At 68.6% G+C, this 19439-nt stretch carries 18 protein-coding genes; 5 read left to right on the forward strand and 13 right to left on the reverse strand.

Annotated elements, in window-relative coordinates:
* Positions 1 to 3: 3 nt before the first annotated feature.
* From trhA to ubiU, 3 genes are all read right to left on the reverse strand, one after another.
* Positions 4 to 624 (reverse strand): PAQR family membrane homeostasis protein TrhA, encoded by a 621-nt coding sequence (gene trhA / locus ACSQ3O_RS26700; protein WP_436141028.1) that lies wholly within the window; start codon positions 622 to 624, stop codon positions 4 to 6.
* 2 nt (positions 625 to 626) lie between these two features.
* On the reverse strand, positions 627 to 1586 hold the full coding sequence (locus ACSQ3O_RS26705) for a U32 family peptidase (RefSeq protein WP_436141029.1): 960 nt from the start codon (positions 1584 to 1586) through the stop codon (positions 627 to 629).
* Between the two features lie 193 nt (positions 1587 to 1779).
* Positions 1780 to 2835: a ubiquinone anaerobic biosynthesis protein UbiU gene (ubiU, locus tag ACSQ3O_RS26710; protein ID WP_436141030.1), complete on the reverse strand. Its 1056-nt coding sequence runs from the start codon at positions 2833 to 2835 to the stop codon at positions 1780 to 1782.
* Between the two features lie 166 nt (positions 2836 to 3001).
* Between ubiU and ACSQ3O_RS26715 the strand changes: the two genes are divergently transcribed.
* Positions 3002 to 4186 (forward strand): MFS transporter, encoded by a 1185-nt coding sequence (locus tag ACSQ3O_RS26715; protein ID WP_137745992.1) that lies wholly within the window; start codon positions 3002 to 3004, stop codon positions 4184 to 4186.
* On the opposite strand, the gene ACSQ3O_RS26720 is transcribed toward ACSQ3O_RS26715, so the two are convergent.
* Positions 4170 to 5087: a LysR substrate-binding domain-containing protein gene (locus ACSQ3O_RS26720; protein ID WP_298454139.1), complete on the reverse strand. Its 918-nt coding sequence runs from the start codon at positions 5085 to 5087 to the stop codon at positions 4170 to 4172. The genes ACSQ3O_RS26715 and ACSQ3O_RS26720 overlap by 17 nt on opposite strands.
* Positions 5088 to 5249: 162 nt before the next feature.
* Here ACSQ3O_RS26720 and ACSQ3O_RS26725 point away from each other — a divergent pair, with 162 nt between their 5' ends.
* Together ACSQ3O_RS26725 and ACSQ3O_RS26730 are read left to right on the forward strand one after the other, a co-directional pair.
* Positions 5250 to 6617: a M20/M25/M40 family metallo-hydrolase gene (locus ACSQ3O_RS26725; RefSeq protein ID WP_436141031.1), complete on the forward strand. Its 1368-nt coding sequence runs from the start codon at positions 5250 to 5252 to the stop codon at positions 6615 to 6617.
* A 301-nt stretch (positions 6618 to 6918) separates the two neighbouring features.
* Positions 6919 to 7398 carry a YidB family protein gene (locus ACSQ3O_RS26730; RefSeq protein WP_436141032.1) on the forward strand — a complete coding sequence of 160 codons (480 nt, stop codon included), beginning with the start codon at positions 6919 to 6921 and terminating at the stop codon, positions 7396 to 7398.
* Positions 7399 to 7456: 58 nt separating this feature from the next.
* On the opposite strand, the gene ACSQ3O_RS26735 is transcribed toward ACSQ3O_RS26730, so the two are convergent.
* The 6 genes from ACSQ3O_RS26735 to otnI form a co-directional block, all read right to left on the reverse strand.
* On the reverse strand, positions 7457 to 8326 hold the full coding sequence (locus ACSQ3O_RS26735) for an alpha/beta hydrolase (protein ID WP_291468152.1): 870 nt from the start codon (positions 8324 to 8326) through the stop codon (positions 7457 to 7459).
* 132 nt (positions 8327 to 8458) lie between these two features.
* Positions 8459 to 8983 (reverse strand): TlpA family protein disulfide reductase, encoded by a 525-nt coding sequence (locus ACSQ3O_RS26740; RefSeq protein WP_436141033.1) that lies wholly within the window; start codon positions 8981 to 8983, stop codon positions 8459 to 8461.
* A 61-nt stretch (positions 8984 to 9044) separates the two neighbouring features.
* Positions 9045 to 10535 carry a M20 family metallopeptidase gene (locus tag ACSQ3O_RS26745; RefSeq protein ID WP_137745986.1) on the reverse strand — a complete coding sequence of 497 codons (1491 nt, stop codon included), beginning with the start codon at positions 10533 to 10535 and terminating at the stop codon, positions 9045 to 9047.
* A gap of 201 nt (positions 10536 to 10736) precedes the next feature.
* Positions 10737 to 11996, reverse strand: a complete 1260-nt coding sequence (locus ACSQ3O_RS26750; protein ID WP_436141034.1) for a GGDEF domain-containing protein — start codon at positions 11994 to 11996, stop codon at positions 10737 to 10739.
* A gap of 143 nt (positions 11997 to 12139) precedes the next feature.
* On the reverse strand, positions 12140 to 14164 hold the full coding sequence (locus ACSQ3O_RS26755) for a methyl-accepting chemotaxis protein (protein WP_436141035.1): 2025 nt from the start codon (positions 14162 to 14164) through the stop codon (positions 12140 to 12142).
* Between the two features lie 164 nt (positions 14165 to 14328).
* Positions 14329 to 15156 (reverse strand): 2-oxo-tetronate isomerase, encoded by an 828-nt coding sequence (gene otnI / locus ACSQ3O_RS26760; protein WP_436141036.1) that lies wholly within the window; start codon positions 15154 to 15156, stop codon positions 14329 to 14331.
* Positions 15157 to 15347: 191 nt separating this feature from the next.
* On the opposite strand from otnI, the gene ACSQ3O_RS26765 reads away from it, so the two are divergent.
* Together ACSQ3O_RS26765 and ACSQ3O_RS26770 are read left to right on the forward strand one after the other, a co-directional pair.
* Positions 15348 to 15794 carry a MerR family transcriptional regulator gene (locus ACSQ3O_RS26765; RefSeq protein WP_436141037.1) on the forward strand — a complete coding sequence of 149 codons (447 nt, stop codon included), beginning with the start codon at positions 15348 to 15350 and terminating at the stop codon, positions 15792 to 15794.
* Positions 15795 to 15856: 62 nt separating this feature from the next.
* Positions 15857 to 16519 carry an NAD(P)H-dependent oxidoreductase gene (locus ACSQ3O_RS26770; protein ID WP_436141038.1) on the forward strand — a complete coding sequence of 221 codons (663 nt, stop codon included), beginning with the start codon at positions 15857 to 15859 and terminating at the stop codon, positions 16517 to 16519.
* On the opposite strand, the gene ACSQ3O_RS26775 is transcribed toward ACSQ3O_RS26770, so the two are convergent.
* The 3 genes from ACSQ3O_RS26775 to metX all read right to left on the reverse strand — a co-directional run bounded on the left by ACSQ3O_RS26775 (position 16485) and on the right by metX (position 19428).
* Positions 16485 to 17633: a glycerophosphodiester phosphodiesterase gene (locus tag ACSQ3O_RS26775; protein WP_436141039.1), complete on the reverse strand. Its 1149-nt coding sequence runs from the start codon at positions 17631 to 17633 to the stop codon at positions 16485 to 16487. The two genes, ACSQ3O_RS26770 and ACSQ3O_RS26775, sit on opposite strands and share 35 nt — an antisense overlap.
* Positions 17634 to 17716: 83 nt before the next feature.
* Complete coding sequence (gene metW / locus ACSQ3O_RS26780; protein ID WP_298454157.1) at positions 17717 to 18301, reverse strand: methionine biosynthesis protein MetW; 585 nt, start codon at positions 18299 to 18301, stop codon at positions 17717 to 17719.
* Entirely contained in the window at positions 18298 to 19428 is a 1131-nt protein-coding gene (gene metX, locus ACSQ3O_RS26785; RefSeq protein WP_436141040.1) for a homoserine O-succinyltransferase MetX, read from the reverse strand. The genes metW and metX overlap by 4 nt, the downstream gene beginning before the upstream one ends.
* Between the last annotated feature and the right edge of the window lie 11 nt (positions 19429 to 19439).

Here is a 19439-nt window from a genome sequence, read left to right on the forward strand (position 1 = left end):
GGCTCAGGCGACGTAGACCAGCACGGTGGTGAAGTGGCAGGCACTGCCCGCCAGCACAAACAAATGCCACAGCCCGTGGCCATGGGGAATGCGGTGGTCGGCCGCATAGAAGACCACGCCCAGCGTGTACGCCGCGCCACCGGCGGCCAGCCAGGCAAAACCGGCGGGCGAGAGCGCGCGCCACAGCGGCACCACAGCCACCAGTGCCAGCCAGCCCATGGCCACGTACAGCACCAGCGACAGGATGCGGGCGCCGCGCGCGAGCCAGATCTCCTGCACCACGCCCAGCGCCGCGAGCCCCCACACCACACCCAGCAGCGACCAGCCCCAGGCGCCGCGCAGCGACACCAGCGCAAACGGCGTGTAGCTGCCCGCGATCAGCAGGTAGATGCTGCAGTGGTCGAGCTTTTGCAGCACCGCCTTGGGTTTGCACGCACGCACACTGTGGTACGCGGTGGAGGCGGCGTACAGCAGCACGAGCATGGCGCCGTAGATGCTGAAGCTCACGATCTTCCAGGGGTCGCCCAGGCGTGTGGCCAGCACCACCAGCACGGCGGTGCCGGTGGCGGCCAGGGCTGCGCCCACCAGGTGGGTGAGGCTGTTGAGACGTTCGCCAGGGTACATGGCTAACCAGCGGCAGCCTTGCCAGCCGAGGGCGTGGCCTGCGCCGTGCGCGCGGGCCCCACGCGCCCCTGCTCCAGCCCGGGGCGGCCCTCCCAGAATCCGTTGCAGGGGGCATCGGGCAACAGCGGCTCGGCCTGCTGGGCGCAGCGCGCGGCCAGGGCGGCGTTGGTGGCGTCGCAGCGGGCGGCGTCGAACAGCGCCACCACCTCGGGCATGTGCCGGGCCTGGGGCGACAGGCGCACCAGGTCCACGCCCAGCGCAGCCATCTGCGGCAGCGCGTGCAGCAGCTGGTACACGCGGGCTGATTGCGTCTGGATGCCGTTGAGCACCAGAAAACCCTCGCCATCGCGCGTGCGCAGCGGCAGGCCGTCGGGGTGGCTCTGGCAGACAAATCCGCAGTCGTCCTTGGGCCGGTTGGCGTGGCGCGCAGTGAAACAGCGGGCCGAGTAGGCCAGCGGCAGCCGCCCGTGCGCAAACACCTCCGTCTGCAACCCGGCGGGCCGCGCGGCCTGGATGCGCGCGAGGTCGGCCTGGGGCATCTCCACGGGCATCACCCAGCGGGTGGCACCCAGCTGCGCGATCCAGCCTACGGCGCGCGGGTGGTACAGGTTCAGGTGGGGCCCGGCCACAAAACGCTGTCCGGCCTGGTGCAGGCAGTGCACGGCGCCCATGTCGTTGGCCTCCACCTCAAACCCGGGCTCGTTGGCCACGAGCTTGTGCATGGTGCCCACGTCAGCCGTGGATTCGAGCAGCACCTGGGTGGAGAGCACCACTTGCTTGCCTGCAGCGCGCAGCATCTCGCCCAGCGCCAGCCAGTCGGCCAGGCGCAGTTCGTGGCGGCGCGAGCACACGGTCTCACCCAGGTACACCACATCGAGCGGTGTTCCCGCCAGGGTCTCGTAGAAGTCAAACACCTGGCTGCGTGGCCAGTAGTACTGCAGGGGGCCCAAAGAGATTTTCATGGGAGCGGTCTCCGGGGTTTTCATCGGGTTGTTTCGGTTTCAAAGAGGCACACCAGCCTGCAATCCAGCGCGGGCCAGGCCAGCGACCGCCGCGCAAGGGCCGCCCCGCCGCGCTGGCGGTGTCTCCCTTCCCGCATCGCGCTAGCGAGGCGAGAGAAGGGGGAAGGCGCGCAGCGCCTCAGGGGGTTGTTCCTCATTTCCAGGGGCGGTGGTAGGCGCCCAGCGTGTGCTGCTGGCCCTCGGCCACCTGGTCGAGCTGGGCCATCCAGTGCGTGCGCGGGCGATAGCGCTGGGGCTGGGCCATGCAGTCGTCGATGGCAGCGCGCCACACCTGCGTGACCTGGGCCACATAGGCGGGGCTGCGCTGGCGGCCTTCGATCTTGATGGCGCGCACGCCCATCTGCACCAGCTGGGGCAGCAGCTCCAGCGTGTTCAGGCTGGTGGGCTCTTCCAGCGCGTAGTAGCCCTGGTCGTCCTCCACGTCAAAGCGGCCCTTGCACAGCGTGGGGTAGCCGGCTTTTTCGCCGGGCGCAAAGCGGTCTATCAGCACACCGCCCAGGCGCGACTCCATGCCGCCCTCTGTCTCCTGCCAGCGCACGGCCTTGGGGGGCGAGCACACGCCGTGGGTGTTGGGCGATTCGCCCGTGGCGTACGACGACAGTGCGCAGCGCCCCTCCACCATCACACACAGGCTGCCAAAGCCGAAGACCTCGATCTCGACCTCGGTGCGCTCGATCACCTGGCGCACCTGCGGAAGCGAGAGCACGCGCGGCAGCACGGCCCGCACGATGCCGAACTGCGCACGGTAGAAGTTGATGGCGTCGTGGTTGGTGGCCGAACCCTGCACCGACAGGTGCAGCCGCAGCCGGGGGTGGTGCTGCACTGCGTGCTGCATGAGGCCGGGGTCGGCCAGGATGACGGCGTCCACGCCCAGGTCCACCGCCTGGTCCAGCGCGCTCAGCCAGGGCGCCTCGCGCCCGGCCTGCGGGTAGGTGTTGAGCGCCATGAACACCTTGGCGCCGCGCGCGTGGGCGTAGGCAATGCCCTGCGCAATGGCGGCGGCGTCGAAGTTGAGCCCCGCAAAGTTGCGCGCGTTGGTGGCGTCGCGCAGGCCCAGGTAGACGCAGCTGGCGCCATGGTCCACGGCGGCCTTGAGGGCGGGCAAGCTGCCTGCGGGGCAGACCAGCTCGGGCGCCGCCAGCGGGGCTGCCGGGGCGGCAGCGAAAGAAGATACGGTCACGGAATCCATCGCGGTCCATCGTCCAAACAGGCCCGCACGGTACGGCGGCCGGGGGGCGCGTCCGCTGATCCCGATCAAAGCGGGCGCACAATGGCAGAGTTTTTTTGTCGGAATTGACCCAGATCCGGTCTCCGGCTTGACCCATTTCAAGTGCGCCTTGACGCACCTCCAGCCCATGAACCGCAACCTTTGGCTGCTGGCCCTGTGCCAGGGCCTGTTCCTCACCAACAACGTCGTCTTCATTGCCATCAACGGCCTGGTGGGCCTGCAGCTGGCCCCGTTTGGCTGGATGGCCACGCTGCCCGTGATGGGCTATGTGGTGGGCGGGGCGCTGTCCACCCCGCTGGTGGCGCACAGCCAGGCACGCTGGGGGCGCAAGGTGTCGTTCCAGATCGGGCTGGCCGTGGCCGTGGTGTCGGCCGCGCTGTGTGCCTGGGCGGCGTTCAGCGCCAGCTTCTGGCTGCTGTGCACGGCCACGGTGGTGGCGGGCTACTACAGCGCCAATGGCGGGCTGTACCGCTTTGCTGCGGCCGAACTGGCCACGCCAGACTACCGGGAAAAGGCCGTATCGCTGGTGCTGGCCGGTGGCCTGCTGGGCGCCGTGGCGGGCCCCAACCTGGCCAGCGCTACGCGCACGCTGTTCCCGGTGCCGTTTGCGGGCGCCTACATCGCGCTGATTGGCGTGGCGCTGTTGTCCATGCTGTGCATGTCGGCCATCCGCTTCGAGGTGCAACCCGTGGTGCTCAATGCTGCGGGCCAGCGCGAGCAGGGGCGCCCGCTCAAAGTCCTGATGCGCCAACCTGCCTTCATCGTGGCCATTGTGGGCGCCGCGCTGGGCTATGGCGTGATGAACCTGCTGATGGCTGCCACGCCGCTTGCCATGCAGGTGTGCGGGTTTGACTTCGACGCCTCGGCGCTGGTGCTGGAATGGCATGTGATCGGCATGTTTGCGCCCGGCTTTGTCACCGGCCACCTCATCAAGCGCTTTGGCGTGTTGCCCATCATGGGCGTGGGTGTGCTGCTGAACTTTGCCTGTGTGGCCGTGGCGCTGATGGGCCTGGAGCTGCACCACTTCGGCATTGCGCTGTTCTTCCTCGGCGTGGGCTGGAACTTCCTGTTCACAGGCTCCACCACGCTGGCGATGACGGCCTACCGCCCGGAAGAGAAGGACCGCGCCCAGGCAGCCATCAACTTCTGCGTGTACGCCACGCTGGCACTGAGTGCGTTTTCGTCGGGCGTGCTGGTCACCACCCAGGGCTGGACGCTGCTCAACGCGGGCTCGCTGCTGCCCATCACCCTCACCGGGCTGGCACTGCTGTGGCTGGCGCTGCAGCGCCGCCGCCCTACGGCGGCGGTGTAAGGCCCCCGTCCCCGGCCGCCACCTCGGCCTGCAGCCACTGCATGAAGGCGGTCACCGTGGGGTCGGGTTCGCGTGCGGGTGGCATGAACAGGCTGTAGCCCCGGGCGCCCGTGTCGGCATGCGGGTGGGCCAGGGCCAGCGTGCCCGCGTCCAGTTCGCGCTGCACAAAATACTGCGGCACCAGGCCCACGCCCAGGTCGGCGCGCACGGCCTCCACCAGCATCGAGAACAGGTCGAACCGGTGGCCCCCCAGCCGGTGCTCGGGCACACGCGTAATGCCCGCGCCCGCAAACCAGTCGTCCCACACGCCCAGGCGCGAGCTGAGCTGCAGCAGCGGCACGGCGCGGAAGTCGCCACGCGCCATGGCCCGCCGGTGGCGTGCGCCGGGCGCACACACGGCCACCACCACCTCGCGCATCAGCGGCGTGGCTTGGGCGCCGGGCCAGCTCGCATCGTCGTACTGCACAGCCAGGTCAAACGGCACCTCGGACATGTAGGTCTGCGTAGGAAACACCTGCAGGTGCAGGCTGCAATGCCGGTGCCGGGCCAGGAAGGCGGGCAGGCGCGGCAGCAGCCAGCGCTCGGCAAACACGGGCACACATCCCACCAGCAGGCGCGTTCCATCGGGCCGCTGGGCCATGGCTTCGAGGGTGTGGTTCTGCAGCCGCAGCAGGTCACCCACCACCTGGCCGTGGTAGCGCCGCCCGGCGGGTGTGAGGCGCGAGCCACGTGCGCTGCGCTCGAACAGCAACACGCCCAGCTGGGCCTCCAGGTGGCGGATCTGCTGGCTGACGGCGCTGTGCGTGATGCACAGCTCTTCGGCCGCCTGGCTCACGCTGTGGTGGCGGGCCACGGCCTCGAAGGCCAGGAGGGCGCGGGTGCTGGGAATGTGGCGGTGCATGGAAGGGGCAGGCAAAGCAAGGGGGTGTAAGAAAAACTGTCAGCCCGCCAAATTAAAGCAAAGCGGGCGCCGCGCACTCGCGCGACGATGCGGGGCATGCAAGCTCCACGCCCACGGTGGGGAGCTGCGCCTTTTGTTGTTGCTTTGTTTTCCTTCCTCCTTATGACCTCCACCGCCTCCCGCCCACGCCGTCCCCACGCCACCCACGCGCTGTGCGCCATCGCCCTGGCTGCCGCCACCTGGACGGCGCCCGCCGCCGCACAAAGCGCCGTGGCCTCGGCGCCCGAACAACTCAGCCCCGCCGTGGAGACGGCCTTCACGCGCCTGCTGGCCTCGCCCCGCATCACCCAGCTGATGGACGCCGTGCGCGCCGACCACACCCGTTCCATCGACGACCTGAAGATGCTCACCGAGATCGAGGCGCCGCCCTTCAAGGAACAAAAGCGCGCCGAGGCCTTTCTGGCGCGGCTGCAGGCGCTGGGCCTGACCCACGCCGCCATCGACGCCGAAGGCAATGTGGTGGGCCTGCGCAAGGGCACGGGCAAGGGGCCCAAGCTGGTGGTCTCCGCCCACCTGGACACAGTGTTCCCAGCGGGCACCGACGTGAAGGTGAAGGAGCAGGACGGCAAGCTGATGGCCCCCGGCATTTCGGACAACACCCGCAGCCTGGCCGTGCTGCTGTCGTGGCTCAAGGTGCTGAACGAGCAGAAGATCGAGACCGTGGGCGACCTGCTGTTTGTGGGCAATGTGGGCGAGGAAGAGCTGGGCAACCTGCGCGGCATGAAGCACCTGTTTGCCGAACACCGCGACATCGACGGCATGGTGGCCCTGGAGCCCGCCGCCGACGGCAACGTGCTGGTGCTGGGCACGGGCAGCCACCGCTACGAGGTCACCTTCAAGGGCCCGGGCGGCCACAGCTATGCCGCGTTTGGCCGCGTGCCCAGCGCCATCCACGGCATGGGCCGCGCCATTGCCAAGATCGCCGACGTCAAAACCCCCAGCTACCCCAAGACCACCTTCACCGTGGGCACGGTGGGCGGCGGCACTTCGGTGAACACGATTGCGCCCGATGCGCGCATGGCGGTGGACATCCGCTCGGACGCGATGGCGCCGCTGCTGGAGACCGAGAAGAAGATCCTCGCCGCCATCGACGAGGCCGTGGCCGAGGAGAACCAGCGCTGGGGCGTGCAGTCGCTCAGCGTGTCGCACAAGCTGATTGGCGACCGCCCGGGCGGGCAGACCGCGTCCGACGCGCTCATCGTGCAGGCCGCTGTGCGCGCCAACCGTGCGCACGGCCGCAAGACCATCCTGGGCGGGGCCAGCACCGACGCCAACGTGCCCATGTCGCTGGGCATCCCGGCCATCGTGATTGGCGGCGGCGGCAAGACGGGCGGCTTCCATGCGCTGTCGGAGTGGATCGACCTGACCGATGCCTGGCAGGGCGCGCAGACCTCGCTGGTCACCGTGCTGGGCCTGGTGGGTGTGAAGGGGGTGAGCGAGCCCCTGCTGGAAAAGCGCCGGGCAAAGTAGCCCCCCTGAGCGGCTTCGCCGCTTCCCCCACAGGGGGACGCCACCAGCGCGGCGGGGCGGCCCTTGCGCGGTGGCACTGGCCCAGGCCGCGCCAGTCTTGGCGCGTGTGAGCGCGGCGACCGCTCATTGCTGCCCCACCCCCGAACCGTTCGGGCTGAGCCTGTCGGAGCCGGGGCACTGCGCAGGCAAAGCGCAGAACGAGGGAGCGCGGAATTCACCTTTGTTGACACAGGGCGCCCGCACGACTGCGTAAGAACGTGTTTACGATCTCTCTTTTGTTTTTCTTGCGCAGGAGATCACCATGGGCTTGCTCGATTCCGTCTTGGGTGCCGTCATCAACAGCGCGTCGCAGGGCGGCGCACAGGCGTCGGCGGGTGGCGCGGGCGGTGGGCTGGGCGGCTTGATCAGCCTGGCTGCGCAAAACCCGCAGCTCGTCCAGGCGGTGATGTCCCTGATCAGCAACGACGGCCCGGTGGGTGGCCTGCCCGGCCTGATGGCCAAGTTCCAGCAGGCGGGGCTGGGCAATGTGATTGCCTCGTGGCTCAGCGCCGGGCCCAACCAGGCGATCTCGGGCGATCAGCTGTCGCAGGTGCTGGGCAGCGGGCCGCTGTCACAGATCGCCACGCAGCTGGGTGTGGGCTCGGGCGCCGCCGCAGGGCAGCTGGCCCAGGTGTTGCCCGGCCTCATCGACCAGCTCAGCCCCCAGGGCCACGCACCGCAGGGCGGGTTTGGCAATGCCAACGATCTGTTCGGGATGCTGGGCGGCTTGCTTCAAAAATGATAGCTATCAGCGCATAATGGACGCGCGCAAACGGCTTTTTCTTCTCACATTCTGAGCACTACACCAGCGGGCAGCGCCGCACCAGCCACTGGCGCAGCAGGTCGAACACGGGCGCGGCCAGCTCGGGGCTTTCATTGAACAGCTCGTGGTACAGGGGCTCGAAGCAGTGCGACTGCACCAGGGCCTGGGGCGCGGCGGCGGCAAAGGCGCGGCTGCCTGCGGGGTTGACGAGCTTGTCGCTGCCCGCCCAGATCAACAGCGTGGGCACGCTCCAGTGCGCTGCGCGGGCCACGGTGGCGGGGCCGCCGTCGGCAATGAAGCGGGCCAGGCGTGCGCTGATGCGGTCGTGGCACAGCGGGTCAGCCAGGTAGGCGGCAGGCACGGCCGGGTCGTGCGAGAGGTACTGCGCATCAAGCCCGTTGCCCACGCGCAGGTTGGGCGCAAAACGCGGCAGCGTGGCCAGCAGCAGCTTTTGCACGGCGTTCAGGCCCGGGTCCAGCGCGGGGGATGACAACACCAGCGCATCGATGGGCCGCAGGTGCATGGCCACAAACCGCGCGGCCACCAGGCCGCCCATGCTGTGGCCCAGCAGCACCAGGGGCTGGCCTTGTGGCATGCGGGCGCGGGTGGCATCGACCAGGTCGGCCAGGTCGTCCAGCAAACGCAGGTCGCTGGTGAGTCCGCCACGCGGCCCGGAGGATTCGCCATGGCCGTAGTGGTCGTAGCCACGCACGGCAAACCCCCAGTCGTTCAGCCGGCGGGCCACAGGGTCGTAGCGACCCACATGCTCGCCCAGGCCATGCACAAGCAGCACGGTGCCCCGGCAGGGCTCGTCCTCGGGCAGGGGCCAGTCCTGCACGGCCAGGTTCTCGCCGTCACTGGCGGTGAAGGTGGTGAGGGTCGAGGGGGTCAGTTCGTCGGCGTTCATGGGCAGCAGGGGCTGTCAGGGGGATGGCACGCAGCATACCCCGCGCCTTTCAACTCTCGAAGGACTCAGTGGCAACCCCATCGCTCCAGCCCCAGGCTGTACCGGTTGAGGTCCCGCCTCATCCCGCCCAGCTCACGCGAGCGAGGTCCACAGGTCGTCCCAGTCTGCGGGCTGGAAGTTGCCCTCTCGCCGCAACACCTGCTGGTGCTGGCGGTTGAGGACATAGTGGGTGGGGCGACGGGTGATGGCGCCAAAGCTGTCCTGATGCCCGGCCGCATTGCGCCAGGCGATGGGAAAGCGTTGTTCTGCTGGCACAGACACTTTCAGCAGTTCGATGTACTGCATGAAGTCCGCACTTTTCTCGTCCATGTTCACGCCGAGCAGCACAAAGTCACGCTGACGGTTGTTGGTGTAGAACTCACGCATGAGCCGGAGTTCGTTGACGCACAGGGCGCAGCCCGCCGTAAAGAAACTCACCAGACACACCTTGCCCGCATAGTCCGCCAAGGCCAGAGGCTTGCCGTCACTGCTGGTGCCCGACAGCGTGTGGCGCGGGCCAGGGGAGGTGGCCGCGGGCGCCTGGGCATGCACAAGAGGCTGTACCGCAGCAGCCAGCGTGGTGGCCGCACAGGCATGCAGAAATGCGCGTTTTTCCATGGTTATCAGGGCCTGTTTCGAAAGAGTGGAAGAGCAGCGAAAGCCAGAACAATCGCGCCGGTCAGCCTGCCGCAGCGGCGGCCGCCTGGTGCTGCGCCATGCCGGCAATCACCTGCGCCACGGCAGCGGTGAGCTTCTTGGCATAGGGCACGTGCAAAAACTCGTTGGGGCCGTGTGCGTTGCTCTTGGGGCCCAGCACGCCGCAGACCATCATCTGCGCGGTAGGGAAGCCTTCGCTGAGCATGTTCATGAGCGGGATGGTGCCGCCCTGGCCGATGTAGCCGCAGGGCGCGCCAAAGTGGGCTTGCGACGCATCGTTGAGCGCCTGCTCGAACCAGGGCGTGGTGCTGGGCGCATTCCAGCCCGTGGCGCCGCTCGTGCCCTGGAAGGTGACCTTGGCCTGGTAGGGGGCGTTGTCTTCGAGCAGGGCTTTCAGCTCCTGCACTGCAGAGGCCGCGTCCACCAGGGGCGGCAGGCGCAGGCTGAGCTTGAAGGCGGTGTAGGGGCGCAGCACGTTGCCAGCGTCCTGCAGCGCAGGGAAGCCTTCGGCGCCGGTCACAGAGAGCGTGGGCTCCCAGGTGCGCTTGAGCAGGGCCTGCAGCGGGTCGGTGGTGGTGGGCAGCGCAAAGGTGGTGGAGCCGCCGCAGTCGTAGTGCGCCCAGGGGAAGCGCTTGTACACCTCTTCGCCCAGGATGCCCGCCGTGGCGCGGGCCTGGGCGAGGCGGTCGGCGGGCACTTCGCAATGGAAGCTCTGGGGCAGCAGGCGGCCGGTCTTGCTGTCTTCCAGGCGGTCGAGCACCTGGCGCATGATGCGGAAGGACGAGGGCACCAGGCCCGAGGCGTCGCCGGAGTGGATGCCTTCGGTGAGGATCTCGACCTTGAGCGTGCCGGTGGCCATGCCACGCAGGCTGGTGGTGAGCCACAGCTGGTCGTAGTTGCCCGCGCCCGAATCCAGGCACACCACCAGCGCCACGTTGCCCATGCGGGGCTTCAAGGCCTCGATGTAGGGCAGCAGGTCGCGCGAGCCGCTTTCCTCGCAGGTCTCGATCAGGCCGACGATGCGCGGGTGGGGCACGTTCTGGCGCTTCAACTCTTGCACGGCGGCGATGCTGGCGTAGACCGCGTAGCCGTCGTCGGCGCCGCCCCGGCCGTAGAGCTTGCCGTCCTCGTACTTGGGCGTCCAGGGGCCGAGGTCGTTGCGCCAGCCGCTGAACTCGGGTTGCTTGTCGAGGTGGCCGTACATGAGCACGGTGTCGGTGGCGCCTGCCTGGGTGGCGTCGATTTCAAAGAACAGCACCGGCGTGCGGCCTTCCAGGCGCACCACTTCGAGCTTCAGGCCTTCGACCTTTTGCGACTCGACCCATGCGGCAGCGTTGCGCACCACGGTGTCGAGCAGGCCCTGCGCGGCCCAGTCGGGCGAGAACATGGGCGACTTGGCGGGGATGGCGATGTAGTCGGTGAGCTGGCCCAGGATGTCGTTGTCCCAGGCCTGGCTGACCCTTTCGAGGGCCAGGGCGGGTTGCAGGGCGTGGGCGGGGACTCGGGCGTTCATGGACAGCTCTCCTGGATGTGGGGGGTGGGAACCTGGGGGCGGCCTCATGCAGGTCGCGCCGGGGGCCCGCAGGTTCTTGTGGACCAAAACCAGCATTCCAACACAACACCTGCGCGCGTGCCACGGGGCGCTGCCATACACCTGCGCAAGGTTCTGCTGCGCCGCAGCATGGGCCCTGCCTCTGCCGGGCGACCGCAGCGCTCAGTACCGGGAGACGGGGTGGGTTTCTGGGTTGTCCAGGGCGGCACGCTGCGCGGACGGGCGGCGCAGGCCCGTGGCCACCTCCACCCGGTTGCGGCCGTTTTCCTTGGCCTGGTAGAGCGCGCGGTCGGCGGCGGCGATCAGCATGTCCCAGCTGTCGCCCGACTCCAGGCGGCCGCCGAACACGCCAATGCTCACGGTGACAGCGATGCTGGTGCCCCCGCCCGGCTCGGGGCGGGCATCGCTGGCCCCTTCGGTGGCGCCCACGCGGCAGCGCGATTCGGCCACCGCGCGGCACAGCTCGCGCGCCAGCTGTTCGGCGCCCAGCAGCGTGGTGTCGGGCAGCACCACCATGAATTCCTCGCCGCCATAGCGGCCCACCAGGTCCTGCGCACGCACGCGGCCGCGCAGCACATTGACCACATGGCACAACACCTGGTCGCCTACCGGGTGGCCGTAGCGGTCGTTCACGCGCTTGAAGTGGTCGATGTCCACCATCATGAGGGCGATGGGCTCGCGCGTGCGCACGGCGCGCGAGACATCGCGGTCCAGCGCCGAGATCAGCGAGCGGCGGTTGGCCACGCCCGTGAGCGGGTCGATGGCCGCCATGATGCGGTTGTTCTCGTCGGCCCGGTCGCGCGCCATGAACACAAAGCCCATGGAGCTGATGAGGACCACCGAAAACGTGGCGAGAAAGGTGAGCGTCTGCAGCGCGTTGGCCTGCAGGATGCCCGAGGCCACAGCCGAGCTGCTCAGGGCCAGCAGGGCACGGCCACTGAGCACGGCGGCCTCCAGCCCCAGTCCCGCCACCAGCAGCCACTGGCCCCGTCCTACTGCGGCATCGCGGCGCTGAAGTGCCGTGGCCAGGGCCCACACCGCCTGCAGGCCAATCACCAGACCCACAAAACTCACGCGCGCCGGAAAGTTGTCGATGAAGGCAATCACAAAGCCGGTGACCAGCACCGGCGGCGCCACGAGCAAAGGCCACCGGGCAGGCTGCCCCTGGAACTGGTGGATCGCCGCAATCATGCCGACAAACACGCAGGACAGCAGCACGTTACCCAGCACCACCGACAGCACGTCGGGCACCACGCCCCGCAGCATGATGAGGCCGTGCCCGATGGCGTTGACCAGCAGGGCCGCCGCCCAGCGCCCCAGGCCGTCGCGTCGGCGCCCCCAGCCCACCACGGCCATGGAGGCGGCCATCATGAGCGAGCTGACAATGATCATTGCCAGCATGGTGGGAACGTGGGCTGCCATGGAGCGCTGGGGGCCTGTGGGTGGTGAGGGCGGTGGGTCAGCCCAGCATAAACCAAGCGGCGCGGCGCGCGAAACACCAATGTGCCACCCCGGTGGCAACAAGGAAGGCGCGGCGGGGCATCACCATCCCCCGCTGCGGTGCCTCAGTGCAGCTGCGCGGGTTCGCGCGCTGTGCGGGCATGGGTGGAGGTGCTGCCGGGCGCCTGCAGCGCGGGCAGGTCCGGCGGGGCATCGCCCGCACCGTGCCGCAGCTTGAACACCTGCACCGCGCCCGCCAGGCGCGTGGCCTGCTCACGCAGGCTTTGGGCGGCGGCGGCCGACTGCTCCACCAGCGCGGCGTTCTGCTGCGTCATCTGGTCGAGCTGGTTCACGGCGGTGTTGACCTGGCCAATGCCGTCCGACTGCTCGCCCGAAGCCGCTGTGATCTCGCCAATGATGTCACCCACGCGTTTGACCGACCCCACGATCTCGTCCATGGTGCTGCCCGCGTTCTGCACCAGGCGCGCGCCCGACTCCACGCGCTCCACCGAGGCACCGATGAGCGCCTTGATCTCCCGCGCGGCCTCGGCGCTGCGCCCAGCGAGGTTGCGCACCTCGCTGGCCACCACGGCAAAGCCCCGGCCCTGTTCGCCTGCACGCGCGGCTTCCACGGCCGCGTTGAGCGCCAGGATGTTGGTCTGGAACGCAATCGAATCGATCACGCCGATGATGTCGGCGATCTTGCGCGAACTCTGGTTGATGTCGCCCATGGTGGTAACCACCTCGCCCACCACCTGGCCGCCGCGTGCGGCCACCTCGGCGGCGGTGCTGGCCAGCTGGTTGGCCTGGCGCGCAGCATCGGCCGACTGGCGCACCGTGGCGGTGAGCTGGTCCATGCTCTGCGCGGTCTGCGCCAGGCTGCTGGCCGTGGCCTCGGTGCGGGCCGACAGGTCCTGGTTGCCGCTGGCGATCTCGGCGCTGGCGGTGGTGATGCTGTCCACCGCGTTGCGCACCTGCTGCAGCATCTGGGTGTAGCGCTGGCGCATGCCTTCGACCTCCTGCACCAGCGCGCCGATCTCGTCGCGCCGCGTGGTGCGGAAGGCCTCGGTCAGGTCGCCCTGCGCCACCAGTGTGATGGCCTGGGTCAGGTCCTGCAGCGGGCGGCTCACGCCCCGGCGCAGCATGACGAACAGGCCGATGGCCAGCAGCACCACGGCCACGGCCATCAGGCCCCACACGGCCAGCGTGACGCGCCGCTGGCTGGCCATGGCCTCACCGTCGGCCACCTCGGCCACCACCCACCAGCCGCCGCTGGTCTTGCGCACCAGCGCCCAGGGGTCGGTGGCGCCCGCACCCAGCACGGGGGCAGCCTCGCGCACAAAACCGTCTTGCGACGCTGCCAGGGCCTCGAAGAACGGGCGCGCCTGCGGATAGGCCTCCAGCACGCGCTTGCCGCGCGCCGTGGGGTGGTACACAAACACTGCCTTGTCGAGCGAGGTGCCTGGGTTGATCACGTAGGTGCCGCCATGCTCGAAAAATTTGGTCTGCGTGACCTGCTTTTGCAGCATGGCGTGGAACACGCTGATGTCGTTGCCGATGAACAGCAGCGCAATCACCTTGCCTGCGGCGTCCTTGGCGGGCAGATAGTGGCCCATGAAGGGCTTGCCACCCGCCACCGTGACGCCCGTGTAGGGCTCACCCTTGGACACCGTGGCATAGGCCGGGTCGTCCTTGCCCAGCGGTGTGCCCTGCTGGCGCTCGCCCTTGTCGTTTTTGACCGAGGTGGTGATGCGGATGAAGTCGTCGCCCTTCTTGGCAAACACCGTGGCGATGCCGCCGGTTTCGTTGGCGAATTTATCAACCGAGCCGTAGTCCTCGTTGACCAGCGCGCCGTAGCTGCGCAACTCGCCCGAGGCCTCGTCGAGCTGCATGGTGGCCTCGAAGTAGCGCTGGAAACCCTTCATGGTGAGCTGCACCAGCTCGCGGTTGGTGTTGTCGGCCGCATCCAGCGACTGCGCCACGCTCTGCGCCGTGTCGCCCACGCTGGCCACCACCTGCGCGCGGGTGCTGCGCTCGGTCAGCACGGCAATGGCCAAACCCACCAACACCAGCACCAGGGCCACCAGCGCAATGGCGGCCAGCGTGACCTGTCGCGCGACGGAACGGTTGTTGGCCAGGGATGCTGCCATGGGGGGTGTCTCCTGCTAGTGAACGCGAATGCACAAAGCCGGCTGGGCCGGTCTGCTCTGAATCTACGGCCAGAGTCTTGTTACATTTATTCACGCATTCCCTTACGCAATTGCGCGGACTGGAGGCGCGGGGCGATTGCGCTTAGAGGTCCTCTGTGCGGAGGTCAGCGCCCTGCAGATCCCACCAGCGCCCGGTCCCGCCATGCCAGGCCCGCCGAGGTATCGGCCGCCGGGCGGTATTCACACCCCACCCAGCCGCTGTAGCCCAGCGCGTCCAGCGTCTCGAACAGAAACGGGTAGTGCAGCTCGCCCCGGTCGGGCTCGTGGCGGCCGGGCACGCCCGCGATCTGGACGTGCGCCACGCGGCCTGTGGGCAGGTAGCGCTGCAGCTTGGTGGCCACATCGCCCTCCACGATCTGGCAGTGGTACAGGTCCATCAGCACCTTGAGGTTGTCGGCCTGCACAGCATCGAGCAGCTCATGCGCGTGGTCCTGGCGGTTCAGGAAATAGCGCGGCACGGCGCGCAGGTTGATGGGCTCGATCAGGATCTCGTGGCCCGCGCGCGCGGCCTCGGCCGCCGCCCAGCGCAGGTTGCCTGCGGACAGGTCCTTGAGCGATTCGCGCTCCACGCCCGGCGGCACGATGCCCGCGAGCACATGGATGCGCGGGCAGCCCAGCGCCTCGGCATAGCGCAGCGCCTGCTGCACGCCCGCACGGAACTCGGCCTCGCGCCCGGGCAGCGCAGCCGTGCCCCGCGCGCCTTGCTCCCAGGCCGTGGCCATGGCGGCGGGGTCCATCCCGCCGGCCGGGGCGTTCATCAGCACCAGCTGCAGGCCATGGTCCGCCAGCCGCGCGGCCACCTCGGCAGGCGCAAAGGCATATGGGAACTGGCACTCCACCGCCGTGAACCGGTCGCGCGCCGCAGCGGCAAAGCGGTCCAGGAAGGGCAGCTCGGGGTACATCAGGCTCAGGTTGGCAGCAAACTGGGGCATGGCGGGTGGGGGCGGGGGCCCAAGACAACAAGGAACGCAAGGAGAACGCGGCAGCTTATCCTGCACAGCGCGCACACCCTCGCACACCGAACCAAAATACAAGCAAAAAAGGCCGTCTGCGCGCGATGGATATGTCTTTATAGCTATATATTTGATAGCAACAAACTCAACCCACAGAACGCTCGCCCCACATGCGCATCGGAGAACTCGCCCACCGCACCGGCACCACGCCCAAGGCCATCCGCTTGTACGAAGCGCGGGGCCTGATGGGCGCCGTGGCGCGTGCGGGCAGCTACCGCCACTATGGCGAGGCCGATGTGGCGCGCGTGTTGCTGATCCGCCAGGCCCAGGCGCTGGGCTTTCGGCTGGCAGAGCTGGATGGCCTGCCCCACATGGACACCACCGCCGGCTGGGAGCGCATGGCGCAGCTGGTGGCCCGACGCCGCGTCGCCGTGGCGCAGGAGCTGGCCCGCCTGGCCACGCTGGATGCCCAACTGGCCGGGCTGGAGACCGAGCTGCACACCTGCGACACGCTGGCCGTGCCCGCCACGCCCCAGGCCTGCGTGGCGCCCAGCGCGCTGGCGGCCCCGGGGCCGCTGCCGCGTTCCACTTTCACGCCATCTGATCTGACCGCTTGACTCTGTCCCGTGGGGCAAGGTGAGCATGCCGCCATCAACAACTTCTGTGTGATGGAGATCCCGTGGCAAAACAACACATCCTGGTCATCTTGGGCCACCCCACCGCCGAGAGCCTGTGCGCCGGCATGGCACACGCCTATGCCGACGGCGCGCGGCAGTCGGGCGCCGAGGTGCGCTTTCTGGACCTGGGGCAGCTCACGTTCAACCCCCTGTTTCAGGGCTATGGCGCAGCGCAGCCGCTGGAGCCCGACCTGCTGGCCGCGCAGGCCGACATCACCTGGGCCGACCACCTGGTTTGGGTCTACCCCATCTGGTGGGGCGCCATGCCTGCGCTGCTCAAGGGTTTTATCGACCGCGTGCTGCTGCCGGGCTACGCGTTCAAGTACCGCACGGGTTCGTCGCTGTGGGACAAGCTGCTGGCCGGGCGCTCGGCCGAGCTGCTGGTGACCATGGACTCGCCGCCCTGGTACTTCCGCTGGGTCACGCGCATGCCGGGGCACCACCAGATGAAGAAGGCCATCCTGGAGTTCTGCGGCATCCGGCCGGTGCGTGTGCACAGCTTTGGCCCGGTGCGCAGCGCCAGCACCGAGCGCCTGGCGCAGTGGGTGGGCGCGGCACGCCAGCTGGGCGCGCGGCAGGCCCGGCGCGCGCCACCGGACCGCAGCGCACGGCCGGTGGCGCCGCCCTCGGCTACGGCTTCGGCGACACCTTCGACGACCCCGTGAAGGCCGACACCGCGGCCCGACCCACCGCCGGGTCGTCGGTGAAGAAGCCGTCGATGCCCGCACGCAGGTAGGCCGCGATCTCGGCCACGCTGTCGCCGCGCACGGTGCCATCGGTGGCGGGCGCCTTTTTCAGCCCGGCGGGCAGGAAGGCGTTTTCGGGCCGCAGCGTCCAGATGTGCACGCCCAGGCCTTCGGCACGGGCACGCGCCACCAGCGGGGTGGGCTCACCCGGCACGCCGTCCTTAACCGGCACCACCAGCGTCTTGAACGGACCGATGGCGTTGGCGTAGGTGGCCACCTGCTTGAGACCTTCGGGCGTGATCAGGTCGGCATAGGCGCGCGTGTTGGCCGCGCCCTGGGTCACGAAGTCATACGGCCGCCCGGAAGGGGCGACCAGCTGCACCAGGCGCACGCTGCTGAGCTTGCGGATCGCCTGCAGGTTGCTGACCTCGAACGACTGCACGAACACGGGCGCGTCCTTGTGGTTCCAGCCGTTCTTCTCCAGCGCGGCCAGCAGAGGCGCCTCCAGCGGCAGGCCGATGGACTGGAAGTAGGTGGGGTGTTTGGTCTCGGGGTAGATGCCGATGGTCCTGCCCGTCTTCGCGCTCTGGGCCTTGGCCAGGTCAATGACTTCCTGCAAGGTGGGCACCTCGAACTGGCCGTTGTAGGCCACGTTGGCCGGGCGCTGCGCGGGGATGCGTTCGCGGGCGCGCAGGGTTTTCAGCTCGGCCAGCGTGAAGTCTTCGGTAAACCAGCCGGTGATGGCCTGGCCGTCGATGGTCTTGGTGGTTTTGCGGCCCGCAAACTCGGGGCGGTCCACCACGTCGGTGGTGGCTTCCTTCACCGAGCCGTCGGCGCCCAGGATGGCGATGGCGTTCTCGTGCCGGGCCACCAGCACGCCGTCCTTGGTGATCACCAGGTCGGGCTCGATGATGTCGGCGCCGTCGTCAATGGCCTTCTGGTACGCAGCCAGCGTGTGCTCAGGCCGCAGGGCCGAAGCGCCCCGGTGGGCAATCACGGTAGGGGTGGGCGGCCAGGCCTGGGCCACGGCGCCCAGCGCCCAGGTGGTGAGCAGCGCGGCAGCGGTCACGGCGCGCAGTGCAATGCGTTTCATGCGGGTCTCCTACAAACGGAGCCCGCACCTTAGCCGATGCGGTTGACAGCGGTGTGTCGCCGGGGCGTACACCCCGGGAAGCGCTATGCGTGTTCGAAATGGAAGACGGCGGTGCCCGCGCGTGCATTCGGCAGCCAGCGCACCTCTTGCCCGTCCTGCAGCCCGAAGGAGTCGAGGATGCGCAGGCTGTTCTTGGTGGCCAGCACCTCGAAGTCCTTGTAGGTGCCGACGCGGATGTTGGGCGTGTCGTACCACTGGTAGGGCAGGCGCCGCGTCACGGGCATGCGCCCACGCAGGATGGACAGGCGGTTGGGCCAGTGCGCAAAGTTGGGGAAGGCCACCACACCGGTGCGGCCCACACGCGCCGTCTCGCGCAGCATGGTTTCGGCATTGCGCAGGTGCTGCAGCGTGTCGATCTGCAGCACCACGTCAAAGCTGTTGTCGTCAAACATGGCCAGCCCCTCGTCGAGGTTGAGCTGAAGAACTTGAACCCCACGCTGCACGCAGGCCAGCACGTTGGCGTCGTCGATCTCCACGCCGTAGCCACTGCAGCCGCGCTCGCGCTGCAGGTAGTCGAGCATGGCGCCGTTGCCACAGCCCAGGTCGAGCACGCGCGAACCAGAGGGCACCAGGCGCGCCAGGGCTTGCATTGCCGCTTTGTCCGTCATGCTTGCAACTCCTTGGCAATGCTATCGAAATAAGAGCGCATCACGCCCATGTAACGCGCGTCATCGAGCAAAAAAGCATCATGCCCATGGGGCGCGTCGATCTCGGCGTAGCTCACGCTACGGCGGTTGTCGAGCAGGGCCTTGACGATCTCGCGGCTGCGCTTGGGGGAAAACCGCCAGTCGGTAGTGAAGCTCACCAGCAGGAACTTCGCCGTGGCGCGGGCCAGGGCGCGCGTGAGGTTGCCGCCATGCGCACGGGCAGGGTCGAAGTAGTCCAGTGCGCGGGTGATCAGCAGGTAGGTGTTGGCGTCGAAGTAGTCGCTGAACTTGTCGCCCTGGTAGCGCAGGTAGCTTTCGATCTGGAACTCGATGTCCTGCGTGCTGTATTTCAGCTCCAGACCCTCCCTCAGCTGGCGTCCGAACTTCTCGTTCATCACGTCGTCGCTGAGGTAGGTGATGTGGCCGATCATGCGCGCGATGCGCAGGCCACGCTTGGGGATCACGCCGTGGCGGTAGAAGTGCCCGCCGTGGAAGTCCGGGTCGGTCACGATGGCGCGGCGGGCCACCTCGTTGAAGGCGATGTTCTCGGCCGTGAGGTTGGGCGCGCTGGCCACCACCACGGCGTGGAGCATGCGCTCGGGGTACTGCAGCGTCCAGCTGAGCGCCTGCATGCCGCCCAGGCTGCCGCCCAGCACGGCGGCCAGTTGCTGGATGCCGAGGCGGTCGAGCAAGCGCGCCTGGGCGTTGACCCAGTCTTCCACCGTGACCACCGGGAAGTCCGCGCCGTAGACCTCGCCCGTGTCGGGGTGCTGGTGCATCGGGCCGGTGGAGCCGAAGCACGAGCCCAGGTTGTTCACGCCGATGACGAAGAAGCGGTCGGTGTCCACGGGCTTGCCCGGGCCGATCATGTTGTCCCACCAGCCCTCGCTTTTGTCCTGCCCGGCGTACACGCCCGCCACGTGGTGCGAGGCGTTGAGGGCATGGCACACAAGCACGGCATTGGAGCGGTCGGCATTGAGCGCGCCGTAGGTCTCGTAGGCCAGGTGGTAGTCACGGATCGACGCGCCGCTTTGCAGCGGGAGCACCTCCGGGAAATGCATGGACTGGGGTGTGGCAAAAAACGACATAAAAAAACCCG

The sequence above is a fragment of the Acidovorax sp. LjRoot74 genome (genome assembly GCF_964254355.1).
Classification (GTDB): domain Bacteria; phylum Pseudomonadota; class Gammaproteobacteria; order Burkholderiales; family Burkholderiaceae_C; genus Acidovorax.